The sequence below is a fragment of the Paenibacillus sp. TSM33 genome (genome assembly GCF_056099025.1).
Genome location: NZ_JBLZXB010000019.1, coordinates 96,494 through 120,373 on the forward strand (window position 1 = coordinate 96,494; position 23,880 = coordinate 120,373).

A 23,880-nucleotide genomic window follows, 5' to 3' on the forward strand; every position below is an offset into this window, starting at 1 on the left:
TTTTACCGTTGTGAATGGACTGCTACGATTGGATTGTTATGATTTAACAGCTCCCAGTGTCATACCACCTACAAAATATTTTTGCAGGAATGGATATACGAGCAAAATCGGAAGCGTGACGGTAATCGTGATTGCCATTTTAATCGACTCTGGCGAAATTTGAGCCATTTGCTTAGCCATATCGTTGCTATTCGCCATATTGGCGCCGCCTTGCTGCGTACTTTGCAGTATCTTCATCAGCTCAAATTGCAGCGTTGTCCATTGCGCGGCGGTTCCATTGTACAAGTACGTATCAAACCATGCGTTCCATTGATTTACCGCCAAAAAGAGAGCAATTGTCGCCAGCACAGGCTTGCACAGCGGTAAAATAACCTTCCAATATATCGTAAAGTCATTTGCTCCATCCAGCTTGGCAGACTCCTGTAGCGCATACGGTAAGCCATCCATGAAGGAACGAATGACAAAAACGTTAAATGCGCTGATCAGCCCCGGAAAAATATACACCCAGAACGTGCCCAGCAAATGTAAATCACGCATCAAAATAAACACAGGCACCATTCCGCCGGAAAAATACATCGTCAACGCCAGAAAGGTAGATATGAACTTGCGCGCGCGGAAATCGACCCGACTCAGCGTAAATGCAAGCATAGAAGCACAGATGAGTCCCAGCACCGTTCCAACTACTGTACGTAAAATCGATACTTGCAGACCTCGAAGCAGGCCATCGTATTGGAAAATCGTTTTGTAATTTTCGAGTGTAAACTGGCGAGGCCATATATAAATACCGCCACGAACCGTGTCCGTCGAATTGTTCAGGGAAATCGCTAGTACGTTCAGAAACGGGTACAGCGTCAACACCACAATCAGAGCCATGAGGACATAGTTGAATAGGTCAAATAGCTTTTCTGACCGTGTAGCATTAAATGCCTTATTCGTCATTTCGCTTCTCCCCCCTACATGATGCTTTCTTTGGTCAGTTTTTTGAATATACCGTTCGCTGTAAACAACAACAGAATGCTAACCAGTGAGTTGAAAATGCCTATTGCTGTCCCGTAAGAGAAGCGGCCCAGATTAATCCCGTAATTCAGTGCATACAAATCCAGCACTTCCGAATAATCCGTTACGAGACTGTTGCCAAGTAAGAACTGCTTTTCAAAACCATTACTGACCAGATGTCCAATCGCCATAATAAACAGAATGGCGATGGTCGAGCGGATACCTGGCAATGTAATATGCCACATCTGTCTCCAGCGGCTGGCCCCATCCACACGTGAAGCTTCATATTGTTCCTGGTCAATTCCGGTGATGGCAGCTAAATAAATAATCGTATTCCAACCTGTCTCTTTCCATATGTCGGAAGCGGTTACAATGTACCAAAACCAACTCCCCTTAGCCATAAACTGAATCGGTTCATCCACAATATGAAGCGCTACCAAAATATCGTTAACAATTCCACCGTCAATGGACAGCATTTTCGTCACCAATCCGGCCACAACTACCCAGGATACAAAGTGCGGGAGGTAGGATACTGTCTGTACAACTCGCTTGAACAGCATACCACGCAACTCATTTAGCAGAATTGCAAAAAAGATCGGTACAACAAAACCAAAAACAATACCCATCAGGCTCATTGCCAGCGTATTTCGTAATACCAGATAAAAACGTTCATCCTGAAAAAGCTCAATAAAGTTGTCCAACCCTACCCACTTTTGATCCCAAAACGATTTGGCTGGCTTATAATTTTGAAACGCCATGGTCCAGCCCCATAGTGGAAAATAACTGAAAACAAACACCCATATGACGAAAGGAATGGACATAAAATAAAGATACTTTTGCTGTTTCACACTGTTCCACAGGCCTTTTTCACCGCGTTCGGGCTTCGATCCGCGAGCCTTACGCGGTCTTCCCCGATTGGATTCAGGAATCACAGCATCAGTTCTGGAAGCGGTTTCAGTTGAAGATCCCATAACAAGCTCCTCCTCATCTCTAGATACTATTATCATACTTTGCTGGCTCGGAAGCGGGTACCCAACGAATTAGGAGAAAAATCAGTTCAAAATTAGATATATGGGGAGTGGATTAAAATTTACATTCGTGCCACTACGCATGCGGATGGTGCTTCCCATCGCTGTTGCTTGTACAGCACCATTCCGCCTGCTCCGTTCTCATGTAAATTCTCTGAGAGAAGTCTAGTGAAAGAAAAAAAGCTTTCTAGCATCCATGTGCTAGAAAGCTTTTTTGATTTATTTTACTGTAATCGTCCCGTAGTACATATACATGCCACAATTATACTCATATACGCCCGGTTTTAAGTCCTGGACGGTAAAATAATTATTTTCGTGATCCAGGTAAACGTCCATTCCGATCTTCAACGACTGTACTTCATCGATGCAAGTAAAGGAAGTCATTTTCTTGAAATTGATCTTGGTTGGAACGCCGGCTTTCACTTCAATATTTTTAGGATAGAAACCGTCTCCTTTTACACCCACTGTAACAATCTCGTATTTGGTTTTATCTGGCTCTTCCTGAGCTTGTTCAGGTTGAATGGCCGGAAACGACGACACGCTCCCCTGAAAATAAAACAGGACAAACCCGCCCATGATCAGGGCTACAAAACCAATCAGCATCAAATGCCAATATTTAGAGATGCATGTTTTCATTCATATCAGCCCCCTCCAGTTGAATGTCTACATGACATGTTACGCATCAACTCTAACCAGTATATAAAAGTTAATCTAAATTTTAAATACCTTGTTTCAAAGCCTCTAGCAAATGAACCATATATCCGATACGGTGATCATCACTATTTTTCCAGACCCGGATGATCCAGCTTATACAGATTACGGTACCGGGTATGATCTCGCCAAAGCTCATCATGACTGCCTCGCATGGAGATGGTTCCTTGTTCCATAAAGATCACTTCATCCATATGCTTCATTCCCGTGAGATGATGAGTGATCCAGATCAATGTTTTGCCTTCCAGCACGCGAAACATCGTTTGCATCAGTTCATGCTCCGTCAGCGGATCAAGCCCCACTGTCGGCTCATCCAGCAAAACAATCGGGTGATTTTGCAGCAAAATCCGCGCCAGTGCAATGCGCTGTCTTTCTCCACCGGAAAAGCGAAGACCCGTCTCCTGCATTCTTGTATCGTAACCCTCTGGTAAAGAATCAATCAGGGTTCCAAGCCCTACCTGCTCCGTCACTGCACGAACCTCATCCAGTGTAGCGTCGGGGCGTCCTAAACGAATATTGTTCGCTACCGTTGTATCGAACAAATACGGTTGCTGGTTCAACACCGCAAACAGACTGGAGTATGCTCCACCTGTAAATACGGGCACTCCTGCGACAGTGACGCTCCCTTCATCAGGCTGCAATGCTCCCTGAATCAGATTCAGCAGCGTAGACTTGCCCGCACCACTGCGGCCAAGCAATGCAATCTTGCCCCCCTGCGGTACGTGTAGGGAGATATTACGCACACTCCATTCCTGCGTTGCAGCATAGCGGTAGCTTACATTGTTCAGCAGCAGGGCTCCCCCGTGGCTTAATCGCTGAGCGGTAGCCTGTTCCTTTTTAGTATCTGCTACATCGTCTGCTGCTAGCTGTCCTGCATCCGATCGTGCTGCAAGTGCAGATGTATCTTTCTCGGAATCCTTTAGCCGTCGAAGTGAATCTTGATACTCCGGTGCATGAACCACCGCTTCCCCAGCGCGAACGAAAGCATCCAGCAACGGAAAAGTTACTAGCGCAAAGGATGCCAGCCACGTGGCTTCAATGCGATCCTGTGCCACCAACCCTCCGGCCCACACAGTCATAATTACAATTCCGCCGCCTACAAGGCATTGTGCGATCCAATGAGAACGCCACTCGTTCCGGCGAAGTGAATTTCCCACCATGTCAGCTCTCTTGTGCCGATGTGTAAAGGTGCTAAGGAAATGCCCAGTCCGTCCGCTCAGCACCAGATCACTCATACCGAACAAAGCATCCGTCAGTTCCTGATAAGATTTGCTCAGTTCCTGCTTGAACGTACGCCGTTTGGCAAGCGAGGTCCAAAGTGAGATAGCTGGGGCGATAAAAAGCAAAAATCCCCCATATAGCGCCATCAGCAAGGCAAATGTTCCGTCCATCCAGCCAAGCGCCAGGATGCCTGCTGCATAAATCAGCAAAGCTGATAACGCAGGCAGAACCAGCTTCAGATAGATATTTTGAAGCTGCTCAATATCCTCCGCCAGCAATCCCAATAGATCCCCTGTACGAAATTTGCTGCGAATCATCAGCGCTTGCGGTTCCACAGCGCGATACAGACGTACCCTCATACGAGACACAAGGCGCAGCGCAGCATCATGACCTACCAAGCGTTCCAGATACTGAATGACGGCTTTACTAAAACCAAACGTTCGCACAAGCACAATTGGCACATACACCATTAATATATTTTCAGGCTTTAAGGCCGAACGAGTAATCAGATGACCGGACGTAAAGAGCAGCGCGCCTGCACATCCAATGGACAACGCACCCAAAAGAGCCGCTGCCAGAAAGGCCCAAAAATAGTGTTTCAGATAAGACAAAAACCAGCCTTGGCTACTATTGTCCGTTGCTCTCATACCGTTCGTCCCCTCCTTCCGACATTCCCGTCAGCAATCGATAATATTCTCCCTTTTTGGCAACCAGTTGCTGATGGGAACCTACCTCTTCCAGACGACCTTGATTCATCATCCAGACACAGTCCATATCCGGCATCCAATGCAGCCGATGGGTGGCGAGAAACATCCTCTTGTGTTTCAATACGGACAAAATGGTCTGTTTTAATTCCCATTCTGTCTCAATATCTAAATGTGCCGTAGGCTCATCCAATAAAATAATCGGACGGTTACTGAGCAAAGCACGCGCCAAGGCAATCCGCTGCGCCTGTCCTCCGCTCAATGTCCGGCCTGCTTCACCAATAGGCTCATTCAACCCACTCGGAAGACCGTCCACCAGTTCACGCAGTCCAACGGCATCAATCGCCCACTCTACCTGCTGGTTGGATGCTTCCGGCTCATAAAAGCGAATATTATCGGCCAAAGTAGCGCTAAACAAGTAAGGATGCTGTGGAATATAGGCAATATGCCGCTGCCATTCAGCTTTGGTATCCGCAGATAATCGACATCCATTAAGGATCACCTCACCTGAAGTGGGGTCAGAAAAGCCGCCAAGTAGACTAAGCAATGTCGTTTTGCCTGCACCACTCGCTCCGACGATGCCGATCATGTTCATGTGCGGTTCAACACTTGCAGACACATGTTCAAGCCGGGCAGAGCCGTCTTCATTCAGTAAACACGCATCAGACAGCTTAAGGATGTCATGCCCCGTGATGTCTAATCCTTTATCATTAGCTGTCTGTACATTCGTCTCCGTCGCTTCTTCTTCTGCACCGAGAATCGAGCGTATCGCTCCCCAAGCCTCTTTACCATCCAATGAGGCGTGATAGTCTGATCCCAACTGGCGTATAGGCATAAAATATTCCGGTGCCAGAATAAGCACCGCAAGCGCTGCCTCCAGTCCCACTGAACCACTAATCAGACGCAGACCCAAGCCTACCGCTACAAAAGCGACCGACAGCATACTGAAAAAATCGAGGGCAAATGAAGAAAGAAACGCTACCCGCAGCGTACGCATCGTGGCTGTACGATACTGGTCGCTGACCTTCCCTACGGTTTCCCCATGCGCCCGACTGCGTCCCAAAAACCTTAGTGTCTGTAGTCCACGCAACGAATCCGTGAAATGATGTGATAACAGACGATAGGAACGCCACTGTTTGTCCGCCTGCTTCCGCGCCGCCAAGCCGAGTAAAATAAAGAAGCCCACCAGAATCGGCATCGTAGTTGTCAAAATCACACCTGAAATCATATCCAATGTGAAAACATACACTAGCACAAGTAAGGTTACAGCCATCATGTCTATCATACGAGGAATGGATATTTCCAAATAATTGCGAACCCGATCCACGCCATCCAGCGCTAGCGTCACCAACTTGCCGCTTCCTTCTTGCGCAGCAAAACCCGGGCCTCGCTCAAACAAACGCGCAAGCAGACGCTCCCGTAAGGAAGCGCCTGCTGCTTCGGCGAAACGACCGGCTGTCCGGCGTTGCAGCCAGATCATCGTATGCCTCACTGCAAAAGCCGCGAAAAACAACGCCAGCGATGGCCATGCCATTACCAGCGGATTTTGTTTAAATAAAATCGTAACAGCCTTTGCCAAAAAGATGGCTTGTGCAATTACCGCTGCTCCCTGGAGCAGAGAAAGGGCGGCCAGCAGCAGCATTACTGGCCGAATGCCCTTTAATTCAAACCAGGCTTTATCCATTAGTATTCCAGATGATCCTTCTCACTGAGACGCTTATGGAAAACAAAATAGCTCCACGCCTGATAAGCCAACACAAAGGGTAAAAGCGTTGCTGCAACAATCGTCATGGCTTTCAGTGTGTAATGACTGGAGCTTGCATTATATATCGTCAAATCAAAAGCACTGTTGATCGAGCTCACCATAAATCTTGGGAACAAGCCAACGAATAACGAAACGAAGCTTAGCAAAATGATGACACCGGTCATCCCGAAAGCCCATCCTTCACGACGCTGCTTCAGGAAATACCATGTTAGCACATAGGCAACCATTCCCACTGCAACCGCAACATACATAAAGGGACCGCGACGTGCAAATAAATCCGTTGCAAAATAAGTCCATACCACCATACCAGCAAGCAAAATCCCCAACACCGGAAGAAATTTGGACGCGATCACACGAGCACGATCCCTTACTTCACCAATCGTCCGCAGAGAAATGAACGTCAGCCCGTGCATAAGGCACATTCCGACCACGGTCAGTCCAATCCATACGGTGTATCCATTGAACACATCCAAGAATCCGGCTTTCAGATCCATGTTTTGCTGAATAGGTACACCCTTCACCAAAGCCGCAAAGGCCATGCCAAACAGCATCGGCGGCAGGAAGCTGCCAATCAGAATGCAAGCATCCCACGTTCCTGTCCACCCTTTCCCTTCGGCCTTGCCCCGGAACTCAAAGGAGACTCCTCGCAAGATCAAACCTAACAAAATAAACACAAATACCAGATAATATCCGCTAAACATCGTTGCATAAAAATGCGGAAAAGCGGCAAACATCGCACCTGCTGCTGTAATCAGCCACACTTCGTTGGCATCCCAGAATGGACCAATCGTATTGATCATCAAACGTTTTTGTTGGTCATTACGCGGCACTAATCCCGTAGCCATCCCTACGCCAAAATCAAAGCCCTCTAGAAAAAAGAAGCCTGTAAACAGCACAGCGATCAATAAGAACCATAAATCATTTAGCGACAATGCTGTCACCCCCTTGAGCAAATGGATCATGAATTACCGTATGCTGATGCGGCTCAATATCTGGGCCTTTACGAGCGGTACGAGCAAACAGGAATGCCAATACACCCGTTAAAATGAGATACAACGTCGTAAATGCAATCAGTGAGAACAACACTTCTCCTGCTACAACGGTAGGTGAAACAGAATCTTTCGTTTGAAGCAAACCAAACACAGTCCAAGGCTGACGTCCCATTTCTGTCATGATCCAGCCCGCAGTATTGCCAATGAATGGGAGCGATATCCCCCACAGCATAAGACGGAAGAACCAACGATGGGAGACCTCCAATTTTTGTCGAAAACTCAGATAAGCTCCGTACAGAGCAAGTGCAATCATGGCACAGCCTGCCGCAATCATAATGCGGAAGCTCCAGAAGGTCGTACGGACAGGCGGAATATAATCACCCGGACCGTAGGTCTTTTCATACTGTGCTTGAAGCTCCTTCATACCAGGCACAGAGCCAGAAAACTTGCTATACGACAGAAAGCTCAGTGCAAACGGAACCTTAATCTCAAAGGTATTTTCCTGCTTATCAGGATCAATATTTGCAATAACCGTCCAAGGCGCCGGATCGCCGCTGTTTCCCCACAGGCCTTCACTGGCTGCCATCTTCATGGGCTGTGTTTTGACCAAATATTGAGCCTGTCCATGACCAAACAAAGGAATAGCAATGGCACAGATTAATGCAACAATAATGCTCAATTTAAAAGAAGGTTTAAAGAAGTCCATATTCTTTTTATGCATCAGCTTCCAAGCACTAATCCCTGCTACGAGGAAAGCGCCAGTTGCGATGGCAGCAAAGATGGTGTGAGGATATTCCCACAGAAGCTGCTCGTTCGTTAACAAAGCAGCAAAATCCTGCATTTCTGCCCGGCCATTTACAACCCCATATCCTACGGGACGTTGCATGAATGAATTAGCAGCCAAAATCCACAAAGCCGAGAGCATTGTGCCGATCGCTACTAGCCACATGCACACTAAATGTACAGTCTTGGATAGTCTTTCCCAGCCGAATACCCATAGGCCAATAAAGGTTGATTCCAGAAAAAACGCAAGCAATGCTTCAATGGCTAGCGGTGTACCAAATACATCACCGACAAAACGGGAAAAGTCCGACCAATTCATTCCGAACTGGAACTCCTGCAAAATTCCGGTAACTACGCCCAGCGCAAAGTTAATCAGCAGAAACGTTCCCCAGAATTGAGCCATTTTTTTGTACAAGTCTTTTTTCTTAATAACATACATAGTCTCCATAATTGCCACCAACAATGACAATCCAATGGAGATCGGCACATAAACAAAATGAAGAATCGTAGTGGTTGCAAACTGCAACCGTGCCAAATCCAATACGTCCATGATGCTGCTCCTCCCCTGTACTTCCCTTAACAATGATTTAATGTTTGTGATCTGAAGTCTTTTATATTTGTGATTGTATTCACATTGTTACATATGAAACTGCCACTTTTTTAGGAAATGACTCACTTAGCTAACTTCCCCATGGTTGCCATAACCGGGCTTCAGATTATCCCCATTATATAGAATAAATTTAAATGAAATAGAATCAAAAATGTGAACATCGTGTCAAAGTTGTGTCATAACGATGTCTTTTCTATGAAAACTACCTAAATTCCATAGTAAATGTGACTTTTTCTATTGATCCACCCTTTTTTCACCATATAAAAAAGCCTTTCTTACAGATATCGGAGAACATGCATCCGGCATCTGCAAGAGAGACTTCATAACGTTAAACCTAGGGAATCCGATCAACAGCCTTCTGTTCCTCCGTTCTTTTGGACCTGATTACGGTAGGAGGAAGGTGACACTCCAACATACTTTTTAAATTTACTATGAAAATAATCTGCATTCGCATATCCCACACGGCCCGCCACTTGGTGCACCTTAATCCCCTGTGCAAGCAATTCCCTTGCTCGCTCAATCCTTACCTTATCCAGGTAGGCATTAAAGGGCTCGCCTGTATGACTTTTGAACAGTTTGCCCAAATACCCACTATTGTAATTGAACATATCTGCCAGTAACTCCAGTCGCAAATTTTCATCATAATGACCATGTATAAAGTCAATCATTTGCTTCATGATGATCTCCTTGCCACTCATATCAGTCTGGCCAATCCACTGCAACACATGTTCGAGCGAGTGATCCACCAGCTCGCCCAATGTTGAATACGCATATACATTGGTAATCAAGTTGGAGTGCTCCTCCAGCACAGTCCGGCTGTGTTCCTGTCCAGCTGCATACTTGTTCAGTGCGAGTGTGAATGTCTGAGCGAAGGCCGCCTTGATTGCAGATTCTGTACGATAAATCTGAGGAAATTGGACTTCCATGTCCTTAATGACACGGGTTGCCGCTTTACCATTAGCCATATCCAGCGCGTAGTACAGCTTTTCTGCATAATGCATGGGATCATCTGATGCTCTATCAGACGCTTCATCCATTTCAGCATGTGCTGTCTCCCATTCATGTAGGTCGCCGGGAAGCATGACTCTTTCTGCCCGGAACAAAAACGCACGCTCCAATAATCGTAATGCCTGCTCAAAAGATCTGGAGATATCCTTAAGAATGTCTACCGGAGCGCCGGCAGCCCCATAGATTTCATTTACCCACGGTTTTAGTTCCTGTCGCCATGCAGCCAGCAACTGAACAGCATCTTTTTCCGTTTTTAACCTGGCGGGAAGCAATAGGCCCGTATATATTCCAGCCTCAAACACAATGCCTCTACCCTGCTCACGACACAATTCGGCCAGCCTCTGCTTTGCTGCCAACTGCCGGGCTTGCCGATCCCAGTCAGGTATACGCAAATCTAGCAAAACCACCTGATAGCTACTCCAGTCCAAGGCTGGTAACGCTGGCTGTTGTCCGTGTTTTCCACCGCCGTTTTGATGTTCAGCCTGCTTGGATGCACGATGGCTGGGTTCTACAACATTACGAGCATGTTCTCCATGAATCGGAAACAGCAATGCTTCGATCCAATCGCGCTCATGCGAAGACGGACTCCCCCACTTTCCATCTCCCTTTTCATTTTCAATGCTTTGCCGTACTCGCTTTAGCTCCAGCGTCATTTCTTCCTCATCAACGGGCTTCAATAAATAACCATCGACCCCGAATCCCATGGCTTGCCTAGCATAATTAAAGTCTGCATATCCGCTTAAAATGAGAAAGTGGTACGGCTCCCCGTTCATTTGTCGTATGTTTTGTATAACCTCCAGTCCACTCATCCCAGGCATACGAATATCTACAATGACCAGTTCCGGTCGATGCTCTCCGAACTTTTCCAGCGCCTCGCGTCCGTTCTCAGCCGTATCGACAATGCGAAAGCCACAATCTCCCCAGTCAATAATGGAAGATAGTCCTTCACGAATCGCAGGCTCATCATCTACAATCATCGCTTTATACATTCGACGCTTCCTCCCTCGGTATGAAAAAGTATACGGTTGTTCCTACCTGTAATGCGCTTTCAATATGCAGACCATAACGTTCACCATACATCAATGTCAGACGTTGATGAACATTGCGCAGACCAATACTGCTCCCTTCCGGCTCTTCCGTACCCGTGATCCGAGCCAACAGGCGGGTCAGCTGCTCTTCCTCCATGCCAATTCCATCATCAGCCACTTTAATGTGCAGCTCTCTTTGTTCGATTGTAATATCTACCTTCACGGTAACTGGCTCTTCCTTATTTTCTAGGCCATGAATGACTGCATTTTCCACTAGCGGTTGTATGATTAAGGGAGGAATCGACATGTCCTTCGCGCTTTCTTCCAAATTCACTTCATAGACCAAACGATTCCCAAACCTGAACTGCTGAATTTGCAAATAGGATCGCACCATATCCAGCTCCTGTAATACGGTTGTTTTACCACTGCCAATCTCCAGATTCCTGCGCATCAACCTGCCAAGCAAACGTACCGTCGTTGCAATCTCCGCTTCCCCATTCAGATGAGCTTTCATTCGGATAGATTCTAATGCATTAAACAGAAAATGCGGATTAATCTGGCTTGCCATCATTTTGAGCTTGATATCCTTTTGTGCCAATTCAAGCTTGTTGTTATGCTCACTGGTCTCATAGACCTGTGCCATAAGCTGGCGGATACTGCTCACCATATAGTTGAAACGGCGGGATAAATCACCGATCTCGTCCCTTCCCTCCACACTCGATACCACATGAAAATCGCCCGCAGCTACCTGACCCAGTTCATAGCTCAGCCGCTGAAGCCGTTTGGTAATAAGCCAGGAAATGATGGTAATCAGAATCAGCGCCATGATGAGTACCGCTAGTACACATAATGCACCAATCAAGCTGACCCGGTTCGCCCCCTGCACGATATGTTCCGTTGAAAACACCGAAATAATCGTCAACCCGCTCACACTTGAGGTTGGCAGCAGCTCATCCACAATAATGTTTGAGGGCGTTCCGTTGATCTTTGCTTCATATATCCCCTTACCTGCACGCTGAACATCAAAGCCTAAATGTAAATCCGTCAACGTCCGACCTACCGATTGTGGATGGGTAGCTGCCACCACAATTCCGTTACGATCCGCAATCAATGTTTCAAATGGCTCCTTACTCAGCATATGATTCAACTCGGTCTGACTCAGTGCAATCATCAGAACTCCCTTGGAATTGTATTCGGGAAAAGGAATTTGCCGTACCAGGCTGAGGCGATTAACCGGGTTATCCTCCTTATCCTGAATGTAAAACCAATTAATCGCCGTCCCCTTCAAAGCCTCCTGGAACCACGGCTGCCGCTCAATGTTAGCGTCCACAGGAATAAACTCCAGATTGTTGACCAACGTCGGATTGTACGAATAGAACCGGATAGTAGCAACCTCTCTATATTGCTGGGTGTACTCATTAAAATCCTTGTATTGATGGTACGCATTCATGAGCTCCACCATGCCGGGATAACGGCGGTTCGCCATCTCCTTTAGCCTTTTATCGAACATCAGCCCATTTGAAATATCTGTTGGCACACGTAATAAATTTGCTGTTTGGCTCTTAATCTTTTCCACATTATTAACCGTCTGGGCAATCGCACTATCCAGTGCCTGCTCTCGCAAATAAAAAATAACGCAGCCGCCCACCACCAGCACTGGGATCATGACAATCAGTACGTAGGAGAAGAGCAGCTTATTCCGCATACGCATATTATTCATCAGATGCCTTACTCCACGATACATGCCATCCCTCCTGTAAGATAAGCGCTTACATGTTTTCAGTTTAAAGCTTCGCAACATTTATATCCATATTTTCTTGCAAAATAAAAAGGTGGTGAACGGAGTCACCACACTTTACGGATCACGAACTATTTACGTACAAAAGGTTCGATATGCACTCCCTGTGGCAGCTTATACGGATCTTCAGGATTGATACGGTCATAGAACATAATGCCATCCAGATGGTCCATTTCATGCTGTACGACAATCGCTGCATACCCCTTAAACGTTAACAGCTCCTGAGTTCCGTCCGGTAAATTGGCCTTGATGCGAATCTTCTCGTAACGTGGTACATATCCGGGTATGTACCGATCTACAGACAAGCATCCCTCACCCTGTTCCAAGTAAATCATGGATGTAGAGTGACTGACCAGCTTCGGATTAAATAGGCCATATTCTACCGTTTTGTCTCCATCTTCATAATAAATAGCACACATTCTTTTATTCAACCCAACCTGGTTGGCGGATAGCCCTACACCCGGGCGCAGCTCATAGCGGGTGGCCAGCTCTTCATTTTGGCTATTTTTCAGGTAATCCAGCATCCATTGCATCTGTTGAAGATCCTCTTCAGACAGCGGCAGACATACCGGATCAACCTTTGTGCGCAAAATCGGTTCCCCTTCACGCACGATATCCTTCGTGAGAAGCATGTCCATCGATTGATTGCTCATTCGTCAGCCTCGATTCATTTAAATAAATATTACGATCATGTGATGTACAGCAAAAGCTGGAGAATTCCCCGCTTTTCTGCAAGTTTTATCCCATAAATTATATCTATTCATGAAATGAATTGTCAAAATAGAGCGGTATGGGAGAGAGAAGCCATGATGCGTCCTCTGTATATAAAGCCATTAAATATTCACTGCCTTAATTGTTCATCTAATTAAATTATACTTATGTTCTTATAGCACTGAACCAAAAACCTCCTAAACTGAAGTGTTCAGGAGGTCTTTACATAGCTTTTCTTACGATTAAGACGGTTGCTCTAATGCTTCGGGTGCTTCACTGAACAGCTTCGCCTTCGGATTCGGCTGTGTCCAGGTATTATAATATTGTGAATTCTTGCCGTAAGAATTATCGATGACAACATGCGGCATATCAAGCAGGCAGGCCAGAATATGACCATGCAGCCGTGAAGTGCGAACCTCGCGGTAAGAGCTGAACAGCGTAACCGCCTTGTTCATGAGATGGTCGGTGTACTTGTACCAGAATGTACGCGTAGGCAACGGGCCGCCGATTTTCTTATTCAGACGGTAAAACTTTTGGAAATAGACGATCCCCTTCACTTCCAGCGGAGTGAATAAAGTATCCCAGTCCAGACGGTGAGAGGCATCAGCCTCGTCATCGAATTTCTTTTGCCCCCCCACCGTTTCAATATCCGTACGCAGGAAGTACAGTACATCCTTCACGGTTTCCGTAGTTGGCTTCAATGGCCAAAGCTGGTGCGCCATATCAGGACATAATGTGATGCTACACTGGTTCAGCTTATCCTTAGCCCACTGATAAGAGCGTGTATCCCGCACAAACATATGTAGATCCGGGTGAGCATTAAACAGGGCAGCCACCTCATTAGCCTTCTGTTCAGACTGGAAGTGGATCGTCTGCGGCATGATAACAATTCGGTGGTTAGGGAAATCACGAACGATGCGTTCCCGCAAATTTTGGTGATTTGAATATAAGTCGCCAAAGTTGCCACCACCGTGGCATACGATAATCCAGTCGCCCGGAATATGAAGCTGATCGGGAATATCCATGGCGCTATAACGGGCACGGACACGAATATCATTATCCTTAAAGAACGCTTCGGTGCCTTTCATGATCAGTACGTCTCCACCGTTATTATAGACGGGATAATCGACATAAATAATGTTCGAACCTTGAGGGACTACGTCGAGAATGACGCTCAGCTTATTTTTCAGTTTAGCCATGGGATGCGAATTCGGCATCTTTCAGTTCTCCCTTCCTGCGCTTCTTTTGTATAGTCTGCAAGACAAATGTAATATCACTTTTATCAAAAATGATCCGGGATAGCGGAACATTGAAAAACATTGGGAACGAGAACAGCGAGAACGCCAACCGTACACAAGCACCTACAAGCAAAGCAATAGCAATGCCGTCCAGACCGAAGATCGGTGTACAAATAAAAAACAGACCGACGGTGATCGCATAGGCTACAATTTGCCGGAACAATACCAGTCCCGGACGACCAAGTGCGTTAAAGGCCGAAGCCAGAATCCAGGAGCCGCCACCAATAATACATTCCAGTGACAGCAGGTAGAACGTTAGCGATGCTTCCAGAAAAGCGGGCCCGTACAGCAACCCCAGCATGTATCGGCCAATGAAGAGAGCCGGTACAATGACGACTAGCATCGCAGCCATAGAGATGCGAAAAGCACGCCCCACCGTTTCGACAATCTTGCTGTGCTCCATCCCTGTCACCTTTGGAAAGGTAACGTTAGTGACGGCATTTTGCACCACATTGAACACACGAGACAAGGCGTAGACAACAGAATACAGACCGAACGCTTTGGGTGACAGCAGCGCCACAATGACGATTTTGTCCGTTTGTGTAGACAGCGTCCCCATCAGCTCCATCCCATACACCCGCGCTCCATAGCTATAGTAAGGGCGCAGCACTTGGCGGCTGGTCAACGGACGAAATGTACGCAAATTCATATGCTTGCGCAAACGAAGGAACGCCCACATGAGCGCAAGGAAACTCGCAGCAAAATTCACTGCCCCCGCCAATTGCACATTGAGTAAGCCCATCAGCCACAGGGTCACTAGACCGATGAAATTCAGTAACGGATAGTAAAACAGCAGACCGTTATATACGCTAAACCGATCCAGTCCTTGCGATAATGCCGTCGTGAGTGCTGTAAGCACCGCTAACGGTACTGCTGCCGCACAATAAATCTGCGACAGTTGGATAATGTCTGCACCATAGCCATTCAGCCACAACGGCATACATATCCAGGCCACCGCTCCTGCCAACAGACTGGCAGGCAACTGAATCCAGAGCGACAACGCCAGCAGTTCTTCCGTCGTGCCTGTTTTTTTCTTGAGGTTATAAATTAACGAGGTTGGCAAGCCGAAGCTCAATACACTGCCGATCAGCGTAGGCCAGAACAGAACAGCCGCCAGTTCACCTTTCCCCTCTACTCCGAGCATACGTGCGGTCAGGATGGAAGTCAGGGTCGTGACGATTAGCACAAAAAAATTGTTAAAACTCGTGCGCATGATCGTTTTGGCGAGACTGTCACCCGTGAATACTTTCCTTGCTGCTGTCCATGTGCTCATGTTACGTCCAACTCCTGTTCCTTATTAAGCCTCTCGTCTCTATGCTCACATCGCGCCTTTTGACGCACCTCCATCAGCCCACCGTTTTTTTGGAATTGCGCTCAGACAACTGTCCTCCGCTAACAGGCTCCTTCGTACTTGAGAAAATCTCTTTCAGTGCTCTTCTATAGCCTTGAATGGCTTTATGATTTTTTTGGGGTCTTTCCCGCAAAATCTGATACAACGTCGTCCAATATAATGCTGCATAACCAATCGGCCCAGATCCCTCGTCACGTAGTAGATGAATATGATTCATCACCCGCATATAAGTAACCTGTTCCATATTGTCGCGCGAGGACGGCGATTCGTGATGAAGCAGCGTAAGGGCCGGATTAATATACAATGGACCGCTTTTCATAGCGATACGGGAAAGTAATAAATCCTCGCCGACGCTATAGCTTTGCAACCAAGGTACCGGCTCCAGACTTAGAATTGCATTACGGCGAAATGACATATTACAACCATGAAAAAACTGGGTCTTAAACGTCTTCTTAGCCTTATGCCAGTTGTACATCGAGCCGGACTGGCCGCTGAGGGACAATCTCCCTTTGGACAAAGATTGCTGAAACGAAAGCAAGCAGCGAATCGTACCCATGAAGCTGTTACTCATTCCCTGTGCTATGCCGCCAACACCAGCTGCCTGTGGATACGCCTCATAGGTGCGCATTAACTCATTCAAGTAATTGCTTGGCAGCTCAACATCATCGTCAAGGAACAAAATGATGTCACCTTGCACAAGCTCCACCGTCTTTACACGCGATAACCATAGTCCGGGCTGCTCCTTGCGATGATATCGGTAGGCAATTCCCGCTCTGCTCAACTGATGCTCATAACGTTCCAGCACATGCTTTGGCAGTTTTCCGTCATCAATAATCCACAGCTCGGTTTCACATGCCTCCGGTGCTCCCCCCATGGCAATTGAATTGATGCATCGGGTCAGATCGTCAACCCGATTGCGGGTGCACAGAGCAATGGACAAGCTTAACATCATACTCCCCCTTTATCCTGTCAATGGTATAAAACAGATTACTGAACCGCCGGGCCTAAATATTCGTTATATTTTTGCTTACGCGGGTTCAGAATGAACAACACCCCCTGCTTGTATCCATCTGCTGCGCTAAAATTACGGCGCAGCGTTTCTTTGAGCATCAAGTAGGTTAAGGTCCATAAAAGAGCTCCATACTGGATAAATCCCGCCTTTTTCAGGGCAAGAAAATAATAGTGGTTAATCGCTGTCGCCTTGGCTACTTTGCCTGCCTTATCGCGTGAGCTTGGAGATTCATGATGGATGATCGTTAAGTCGGGATTAATTACCAGTTTGCCGTAACGGCTCGCTAACTGGCACATGTACAAGTCGTCAGCCACCGCATAGCTGGTCATCCACGGATACGGCTTCATGTCCCGAAGCGCATCCCTCCGAAATGACATATTGCAGCCATGGAAAAATTCAGTGTCAAAAGTCTCGGTTGCTTCGCTCCAACGCAGTAAGGAACCTGCCAGACTACTGGGTGAGAGCTTACCAAGAGAAGAAGACATCTGAAAAGTCAAAACGCCAAGCAGCTTTCCTGCCCGGCTTGAATGTAGTCCCTTTGCAATCCCTCCAACACCTACAATCGTTTCATCCTGTTCGTAGGTATCGAGCAAGCGCCGGATATAGAGTTTATCGTCCAGTTCGGCATCATCGTCAAAATACAGCACAATATCATACCGCACGAGAGACAAGGCCTCATAGCGGGATAACCAAACGCCGGGACGACTTTTTTTATAATATTTAAGAACACCTTGAGGCAATCCGGATACCATGTGACGGTACTGTTCAATCTGTTGGTCGGAAATATCGCCGTCATCAACAATCAGCAGTTCTACAGCCGTATGTTCCAATTGCTGCTGTGCAGCAATAGATTGTATACAGCGTGTCAGGTCTTCGATCCGGTTGCGGGTACAAATGATGATGGAGACATCGGACATGCCATTACCTCCTGTGTGTGTATCCAGATGCTTTGGAAGAGATATTCAAAGTTTTTCCAATTGCTGGATTATATATGTTTATTGTATCTTTGACAGCGTTTGAGTGTATATACCTCTTTTGTATACTTTTTCAGTCTCCAAAAGGGTAGACAATCCTTAAAAAAGAGCAAAAAAATAGGATCGGCTTCTTATGCCAATCCTGATCTATCCTTGAAAATCCAGAAACAACGTGGCATTCACATACCGACGCGCCATCGACAAAAAATAACTATTTTGCACCGATACCGCTGCCACCAGCAAAGTATTACGCACTGCTTCACACTGGTTAGGGGTCAAATGCTGCAAACGACAAGTATATTGTTCTGCGGCTTGTACCAGCAGTTCTTCTGTGGCGGCTTCCTGACGCTTCTGTCCTGTAGCAGGATTTCCGTTGTCTTTTGCATACCCTGCTCCTGCCACATCAAGCAGTTGGTCTCCGTTCGCATCCAGTTCTTCAAATAAAGTTGAATATGCAGCGTACAAATCGACCGGCTGAATCAGATCATCCGTATCATCTTCTGGCTGTTGGAACAGGATATAAAATAGCTGACGGATAGATTCAAAATCAAGACATGATTTTAAATCTTCCACGATGAGTAATATGGCAGCCTGGTTGACTGAGTATTTTTTGCCGATCTTCGGAGCGCCGAGGAACTCCTTGAAATCACGTTTGACCCAATTTTGCATAGAGGCCAGTGAGACATGGCTATATTCCACCAGTTGGCCTAGAGAAACGATCTCCTGCAGCGAAAAGGCTGCGCTGTGCTTGCCCTTGATGATTTTATCCAGCACAGGCGTCACCTCGGTATATAGAAATGTCGGCATGGTGCTACCGGAACGGGCAAGATGGCTATGAGTTCGCCTCCAAGCGTCTTGAAGAACAGCCAAAGGCTGCAATTCGCTGCGACCTTCCATGGCCAGCAGCAAATGGGCCATATCACGGCGAGTGAGGGTAAAAGACTCCATCTGCTTTCCTCCCTTTATTACATTTCAAGTTCATTCGAACTCATCATACGCCCTTAAACAAGGCTTGTAAAGTGAAGCAATGAGCCGTGCGGGTTCTATTATGCCTTATTTTTCGTGTAAATTAGAGGTAGGTGACCTGCTACGATTCCATATGAACCTTGTATATTTTCTTTTAAGTTCTTAAAATAAGTTCAAGTGAACTCAAAATAGAGTTCCTTAAAAAATTGAACGAAAAAGGGATGAGTGAAAATTATATGGGTATAGGTGTCAGTCTATTTTTGTTTGCGGTGTTGATTTTATTTAGTGCTTTCTTCGTGGCTACCGAGTTTGCGATTATTAAAATCCGTTCCAGCCGGGTAGATCAGCTGGTGGTGGAGAACCGTAAAAACGCACTGGCGCTACAAAAAGTCGTCAATAATCTGGACGGCTATCTGTCTGCCTGTCAGCTTGGTATTACGATTACAGCGTTAGGACTCGGTTGGCTCGGTGAACCGACTGTAGTCAAACTGCTGGAGCCTCTCTTTCAACAGCTCAACATCAATGGGGAGTTTTCACATATCCTGGCCTTTATTATTTCATTTGTCATTGTAACTTACCTACACGTGGTGATTGGCGAACTGGCTCCCAAAACATTGGCGATCCGCAAAGCGGAAGCTGTCAGCCTGTTAACCTCTCCAGTCATCGTGTGGTTTAACCGAATTATGTATCCGTTTATCTGGCTCCTCAACGGCTCGGCCAATCGCCTGGTTCGTCTGTTTGGTCTTCAACCGGCTAGTGAGCATGAAGAAGCGCACTCTCAGGAAGAAATTCAGATCATTTTGTCCGAAAGCGTGGAAAGTGGTAAGATCAATAACACCGAATATGGCTACGTAAATCGTATCTTCGCTTTTGACGAGACCGTTGCCAAAGAAATTATGGTGCCACGTACAGATATGGTATGCTTGTTTACGAATCGCTCGCTCAAAGAAAACATGCAGACTATTCACGAAGAACAGTATACCCGTTTTCCGGTAGCGACAGACAGCAAGGATCAGATCATTGGTATGATTAATACCAAGCAGCTATTCCTTGAGTATGATCGCAATCCCGAGCTTGTTTTCGATAGCCTGATTCAACCGATCTTGACCGTTCCGGAAGTTATCCCCGTCAACACGCTGCTGAAACGTATGCAGAAGGAGCAGGTTCATATCGCTCTCCTGGTCGATGAATATGGTGGAACCTCTGGTCTGATTACCATTGAGGACATTTTGGAGGAGATTGTTGGCGAAATCCGGGACGAATTTGATAAGGATGAACGGAAGGAAATCGAGAAACTGACGGAGAACAGTTATTTGATGGATGGTAAAGTGATGCTTTCCGATCTGAGTGATCTGACGGGCTTGACATTGGACGATGAAGACGTGGATACTGTCGGAGGGTGGGTGTATAGCCGGGTTCCGGAACCGAGACAGGGCAAGGAATTCATAGAAGATGATGTGAAATTTATCATTCGTGAAATGGGTAAAAATCGTATTCGTCGGGTGGAAATTATTTTACACCACAAATCCCCGATCTCGGAAATGGAGTCGGACACTTCTTCCCAGGAGTGAACCTTTGTGATCTGAGCGACCAGCATACTGCACTTGGCACTTGCGTTCACTCCTACTGAAATGACATATTTTTAGGGCAAACGACTCAGGTTGTTTGCCCTACATGCGTGTAAGGAGGAGCTAGTAAATTGGATATTTTATCATCTATTATTATGGGTATTATTGAAGGGCTGACAGAGTTTTTGCCGGTCTCTTCGACGGGTCACATGATCCTTACGGCTGATCTTCTAGGGTTGAACACCGAGAATGATACGGTCAAAACATTTGAGGTTATCGTACAATTAGGTGCTGTGATGGCGGTCGTTGTATTATACTGGCGCAGATTCCTCAGCCTGTTTGATTTCAGACGTAAAATCTCATCCCAGCCACGTCTAAACCTGTTACATATTATTTTAGCCATGATCCCTGCGGGATTAATTGGTGTACTGTTCCGTGATGTAATCAAACAATACTTGTTTGGTCCTGAAACGGTTTTGTACAGTTTGGTCATCGGGGGCTTGCTCATGATCGCGGCTGAAAAATTCCATCCGCCTATTAGATCACATACGTTGGATGAGATCACGTATAAACAAGCCTTTACCATCGGTGTGTTCCAAGTCCTAGCTCTATGGCCAGGCTTCTCTCGTTCAGGCTCAACTATGTCTGGGGGCCTATTCGCACGTGTAAGCCATACGGCAGCCGCAGAATTTACATTCCTCGTATCTGTTCCGGTCATGTTGGGTGCATCGGGGATTGATATGATTAAAAGTATGGATCATCTGTCTATGAGTGATTTCCCGGTGTTCGCAGCCGGCTTTATTACTGCCTTTATCGTCGGTATGCTGGCAATCAAAACGTTCCTCGGCCTGCTCAAACGCTTGAGCTTGACTACGTTTGCCATCTATCGTTTCGTGCTGGCAGCTGTGTTCTTTTTCATTATTTTGTAATCATTGTTTGGTATCCTATAACCAAAAAGGGATATCCAAGTGGCCTTAAGGTCACCTTGGATATCCCTTTTGCTATTTTACGGGCTTGGGTAGATCGTCCTGATCTACCCACCATGCGTACTGATTACTGTTTGGATTCCAGCGTAGTCAGGTATTCCGAAACTTGAGCTGGCGTTTTGGCGTATTTGCTGTGCAAATGAGCAATTTTCTCGCCATTACGGAACACGAGCAGACTCGGAATGCCGCGTACTTGATTTTCTTCAGCAATCGGCTGAAACTTCTCGGCATCCAGCGCAAAGAAACGCTTATCCGCGTTCTCCTTCATAATGCCGTCCATAAATTTATCCAGCGTCTTGCAATCTGGACACCAGCTGGTATCAAATTTCACGACGGTTAGACCGTCACCGTTAATTAAATCCTGATATTGTTGCTCAGATTCAATACGTTCCATTCGTTGTTCCCTCCTAGAGTGAATTGATAATATCTTCACATTCACATATGAATGATAAATCAGGCTTATTCCTATATTGTAATGATTCTTTTATATATTGCAACTGGGATGAGTACATGTTCGAGCGTATACTTCACTTATACTATTGTGGCTCGGATCAGCGGTATTGCGCATCATAACGATTGGCTCGGCTGATTTGCTGTAGCATCTCTCGTTCGTACTCAGTTAGCGGTGCAATGTCGGCAGCAGAAATATTATGCTCCAATTGCCCCAAAGAGCTTGCACCCGGGATCACAGCAGCGACAGCCGGATGAGACAGGCTATAACGGATCGCTGTCTGCTCCATACTACGGTCCGCCCCTGCAAATGCCTTTAATTGCTTACGCACGTCCAGTAGCTCTGCTTCTTTGTAGTCTAGGTATCCCTTCGCTGCCTTTTCTTCGCCCTTGTCAGCCAATACGCCGCTCGCCACGGGTCCACGTGCAATCATACTAATTCCCCGCTCCTGAAGCAAAGACAGTACTTCTTCCTCTGCACGCCGATCCAGCAAGCTATACTGATTCATAACACTAACGATATTCGAGCGTTCCACATATTCACGGATGACATGCGGGCGAATGGAAGAAATACCATAGTAGCGGATGACCCCCTCCTGCTGCAGTTGCTCGAAAGCCTCAATGGTTTCATCGATCGGATCATCAATCGTCCCTCCGTGCAACTGATACAGGTCGATATAGTCCGTTCCCAGGCGGCGTAGACTCTCTTTCACGGCTGACAGGATATATTTCTTGGACGGGTCCCATTCCCAGTCCTCCTGCCCCGGTATACGCCGATTACCGACCTTGGTCGCCAGGATGACATCCTGGCGCCGTCCACGGATGGCTGCCCCCACAATTTCTTCATTGCGTCCATGCTGGTACAAATCGGCCGTATCCAACAGATTTACGCCCCTGTCTAACGCTTCATGGATCAAGTAAACAGCTTGCTGCTCCTCCGTACCGACCGACATACATCCCAAGCCAATCTCACCTACCAGCAAATCCGAAGCTCCTAGGCGGTTTTTTTTCATCGTTGTCTCCCCTCACTTCAATAACGTATAACTTTAAAATTTTAATATTTCTCTATTATACGAAAAATACATGCAAAAAAAACAACCCCAAAGACATAGAGACCCCACGCTCTCCAATCCTTTGAAGCTGTTGTATGAAATTCGCATTCCATTTTGGCTATCCGAACAGCCATTGTACAGCTTTAGGAAACTGACGCTGAAAACAATCCACACGATGCACCGCATCTTGATCCAGCTCAAGCAGCACATCTTTTGTGTCAAGTCCCTGTGTCAGGAGCACCTCGTGTGCCTGAAGGGTCAGCGGAACCATGTCTTTTTGTACATTCGTCTTCCCTTCCCCTTCACGGGTCCCGACAGATATATATATCCTGTGTGTCCCAGCCATTACAGTGGCAAATGATGCAGATTGCATATAATCGATCATACCGGGAAACCAATATGAGCCCGAGATCGAACCAATGCGTCCAAATATATGCTTATACTGGAAGGCCGCATACATGGAAATCAATCCACCCAACGAAGCACCGATCAGCCCTGTATGCTCCAGCCCAGTTTGCACTGGATATTTTGCCTCGACATAGGGTATTACTTTTGTAACCACAAACGCCAGATAGGCATCTCCGCCACCGCCAAAAGCAGGTCTTCCCTCTACTAAAGCAGCTGCCTTCCAAGGCGTATAATCGTCCAGCCGATTCACGGGCTGAATGCCCACCAGTATCACACGGGGCAGCTCTCCCGTAGAAAAACCTCTTTCCAGTTCATCCAACCCGCTTAGAAATAAAGAGCTGCCATCCTGCACATACAGCACAGGATACAGCTCATTATGATTCACAGATACGGGAGGTGTATAGATGTGTAGAAGATACCCATCTAATGAAATTTCATCTACATGACCTTTCATCTTACG

At 46.6% G+C, this 23,880-nt stretch carries 20 protein-coding genes; 2 read left to right on the plus strand and 18 right to left on the minus strand.

The genetic code is table 11. The features are described 5' to 3' along the window. Nucleotides 1-36: 36 nt before the first annotated feature. The 15 genes from ACN6NF_RS21260 to ACN6NF_RS21330 all read right to left on the minus strand — a co-directional run bounded on the left by ACN6NF_RS21260 (nucleotide 37) and on the right by ACN6NF_RS21330 (nucleotide 18,938). Complete coding sequence (locus ACN6NF_RS21260) at nucleotides 37-939, minus strand: carbohydrate ABC transporter permease (RefSeq protein WP_474319471.1); 903 nt, start codon at nucleotides 937-939, stop codon at nucleotides 37-39. 14 nt (nucleotides 940-953) lie between these two features. Beyond that, nucleotides 954-1,967, minus strand: coding sequence for an ABC transporter permease (locus ACN6NF_RS21265; RefSeq protein ID WP_474319472.1), 1,014 nt, complete (start codon nucleotides 1,965-1,967; stop codon nucleotides 954-956). A gap of 276 nt (nucleotides 1,968-2,243) precedes the next feature. Further along, entirely contained in the window at nucleotides 2,244-2,660 is a 417-nt protein-coding gene (locus ACN6NF_RS21270) for a cupredoxin domain-containing protein (RefSeq protein WP_474319473.1), read from the minus strand. A 143-nt stretch (nucleotides 2,661-2,803) separates the two neighbouring features. Beyond that, complete coding sequence (gene cydC, locus ACN6NF_RS21275; protein WP_474319474.1) at nucleotides 2,804-4,603, minus strand: thiol reductant ABC exporter subunit CydC; 1,800 nt, start codon at nucleotides 4,601-4,603, stop codon at nucleotides 2,804-2,806. Continuing rightward, entirely contained in the window at nucleotides 4,584-6,344 is a 1,761-nt protein-coding gene (gene cydD, locus ACN6NF_RS21280) for a thiol reductant ABC exporter subunit CydD (protein ID WP_474319475.1), read from the minus strand. Before cydD ends, cydC begins: the two co-directional genes overlap by 20 nt. After that, nucleotides 6,344-7,357 (minus strand): cytochrome d ubiquinol oxidase subunit II, encoded by a 1,014-nt coding sequence (gene cydB / locus ACN6NF_RS21285; RefSeq protein WP_016820336.1) that lies wholly within the window; start codon nucleotides 7,355-7,357, stop codon nucleotides 6,344-6,346. The genes cydD and cydB overlap by 1 nt, the downstream gene beginning before the upstream one ends. Further along, complete coding sequence (locus ACN6NF_RS21290; protein ID WP_474319476.1) at nucleotides 7,344-8,750, minus strand: cytochrome ubiquinol oxidase subunit I; 1,407 nt, start codon at nucleotides 8,748-8,750, stop codon at nucleotides 7,344-7,346. Before ACN6NF_RS21290 ends, cydB begins: the two co-directional genes overlap by 14 nt. Nucleotides 8,751-9,157: 407 nt before the next feature. Then, nucleotides 9,158-10,807 (minus strand): response regulator, encoded by a 1,650-nt coding sequence (locus ACN6NF_RS21295; RefSeq protein WP_474319477.1) that lies wholly within the window; start codon nucleotides 10,805-10,807, stop codon nucleotides 9,158-9,160. After that, the gene (locus tag ACN6NF_RS21300; RefSeq protein ID WP_474319478.1) at nucleotides 10,800-12,590 is read right to left on the minus strand and encodes a cache domain-containing sensor histidine kinase; all 1,791 of its coding nucleotides are present in this window, start codon (nucleotides 12,588-12,590) and stop codon (nucleotides 10,800-10,802) included. Before ACN6NF_RS21300 ends, ACN6NF_RS21295 begins: the two co-directional genes overlap by 8 nt. A gap of 125 nt (nucleotides 12,591-12,715) precedes the next feature. Then, nucleotides 12,716-13,297 carry a peptide deformylase gene (gene def, locus ACN6NF_RS21305; protein WP_016820341.1) on the minus strand — a complete coding sequence of 194 codons (582 nt, stop codon included), beginning with the start codon at nucleotides 13,295-13,297 and terminating at the stop codon, nucleotides 12,716-12,718. 300 nt (nucleotides 13,298-13,597) lie between these two features. Further along, the gene (locus ACN6NF_RS21310) at nucleotides 13,598-14,572 is read right to left on the minus strand and encodes a polysaccharide pyruvyl transferase family protein (protein WP_474319479.1); all 975 of its coding nucleotides are present in this window, start codon (nucleotides 14,570-14,572) and stop codon (nucleotides 13,598-13,600) included. After that, complete coding sequence (locus ACN6NF_RS21315) at nucleotides 14,547-15,926, minus strand: lipopolysaccharide biosynthesis protein (protein WP_474319480.1); 1,380 nt, start codon at nucleotides 15,924-15,926, stop codon at nucleotides 14,547-14,549. The genes ACN6NF_RS21310 and ACN6NF_RS21315 overlap by 26 nt, the downstream gene beginning before the upstream one ends. Before the next feature lie 73 nt (nucleotides 15,927-15,999). Beyond that, on the minus strand, nucleotides 16,000-16,953 hold the full coding sequence (locus ACN6NF_RS21320; RefSeq protein ID WP_474319481.1) for a glycosyltransferase family 2 protein: 954 nt from the start codon (nucleotides 16,951-16,953) through the stop codon (nucleotides 16,000-16,002). A 38-nt stretch (nucleotides 16,954-16,991) separates the two neighbouring features. Continuing rightward, nucleotides 16,992-17,933, minus strand: a complete 942-nt coding sequence (locus tag ACN6NF_RS21325; RefSeq protein WP_474319482.1) for a glycosyltransferase family 2 protein — start codon at nucleotides 17,931-17,933, stop codon at nucleotides 16,992-16,994. Between the two features lie 204 nt (nucleotides 17,934-18,137). Further along, complete coding sequence (locus ACN6NF_RS21330; RefSeq protein ID WP_474319483.1) at nucleotides 18,138-18,938, minus strand: DUF1836 domain-containing protein; 801 nt, start codon at nucleotides 18,936-18,938, stop codon at nucleotides 18,138-18,140. A gap of 224 nt (nucleotides 18,939-19,162) precedes the next feature. Between ACN6NF_RS21330 and ACN6NF_RS21335 the strand changes: the two genes are divergently transcribed. Together ACN6NF_RS21335 and bacA are read left to right on the plus strand one after the other, a co-directional pair. Beyond that, nucleotides 19,163-20,527, plus strand: a complete 1,365-nt coding sequence (locus ACN6NF_RS21335; protein ID WP_474319484.1) for a hemolysin family protein — start codon at nucleotides 19,163-19,165, stop codon at nucleotides 20,525-20,527. A 128-nt stretch (nucleotides 20,528-20,655) separates the two neighbouring features. Next, complete coding sequence (bacA, locus tag ACN6NF_RS21340) at nucleotides 20,656-21,453, plus strand: undecaprenyl-diphosphate phosphatase (protein WP_013373128.1); 798 nt, start codon at nucleotides 20,656-20,658, stop codon at nucleotides 21,451-21,453. 124 nt (nucleotides 21,454-21,577) lie between these two features. Here the strand turns inward: bacA and ACN6NF_RS21345 are convergent, their stop codons facing one another. From ACN6NF_RS21345 to ACN6NF_RS21355, 3 genes are all read right to left on the minus strand, one after another. Beyond that, a complete protein-coding gene (locus ACN6NF_RS21345; protein ID WP_019688638.1) occupies nucleotides 21,578-21,904 on the minus strand; it encodes a thioredoxin family protein in 327 nt (108 codons plus the stop codon). 157 nt (nucleotides 21,905-22,061) lie between these two features. After that, nucleotides 22,062-22,973, minus strand: a complete 912-nt coding sequence (locus ACN6NF_RS21350; protein WP_474319485.1) for an aldo/keto reductase — start codon at nucleotides 22,971-22,973, stop codon at nucleotides 22,062-22,064. Nucleotides 22,974-23,130: 157 nt separating this feature from the next. Then, the gene (locus tag ACN6NF_RS21355) at nucleotides 23,131-23,874 is read right to left on the minus strand and encodes an alpha/beta hydrolase (protein WP_474319486.1); all 744 of its coding nucleotides are present in this window, start codon (nucleotides 23,872-23,874) and stop codon (nucleotides 23,131-23,133) included. Between the last annotated feature and the right edge of the window lie 6 nt (nucleotides 23,875-23,880).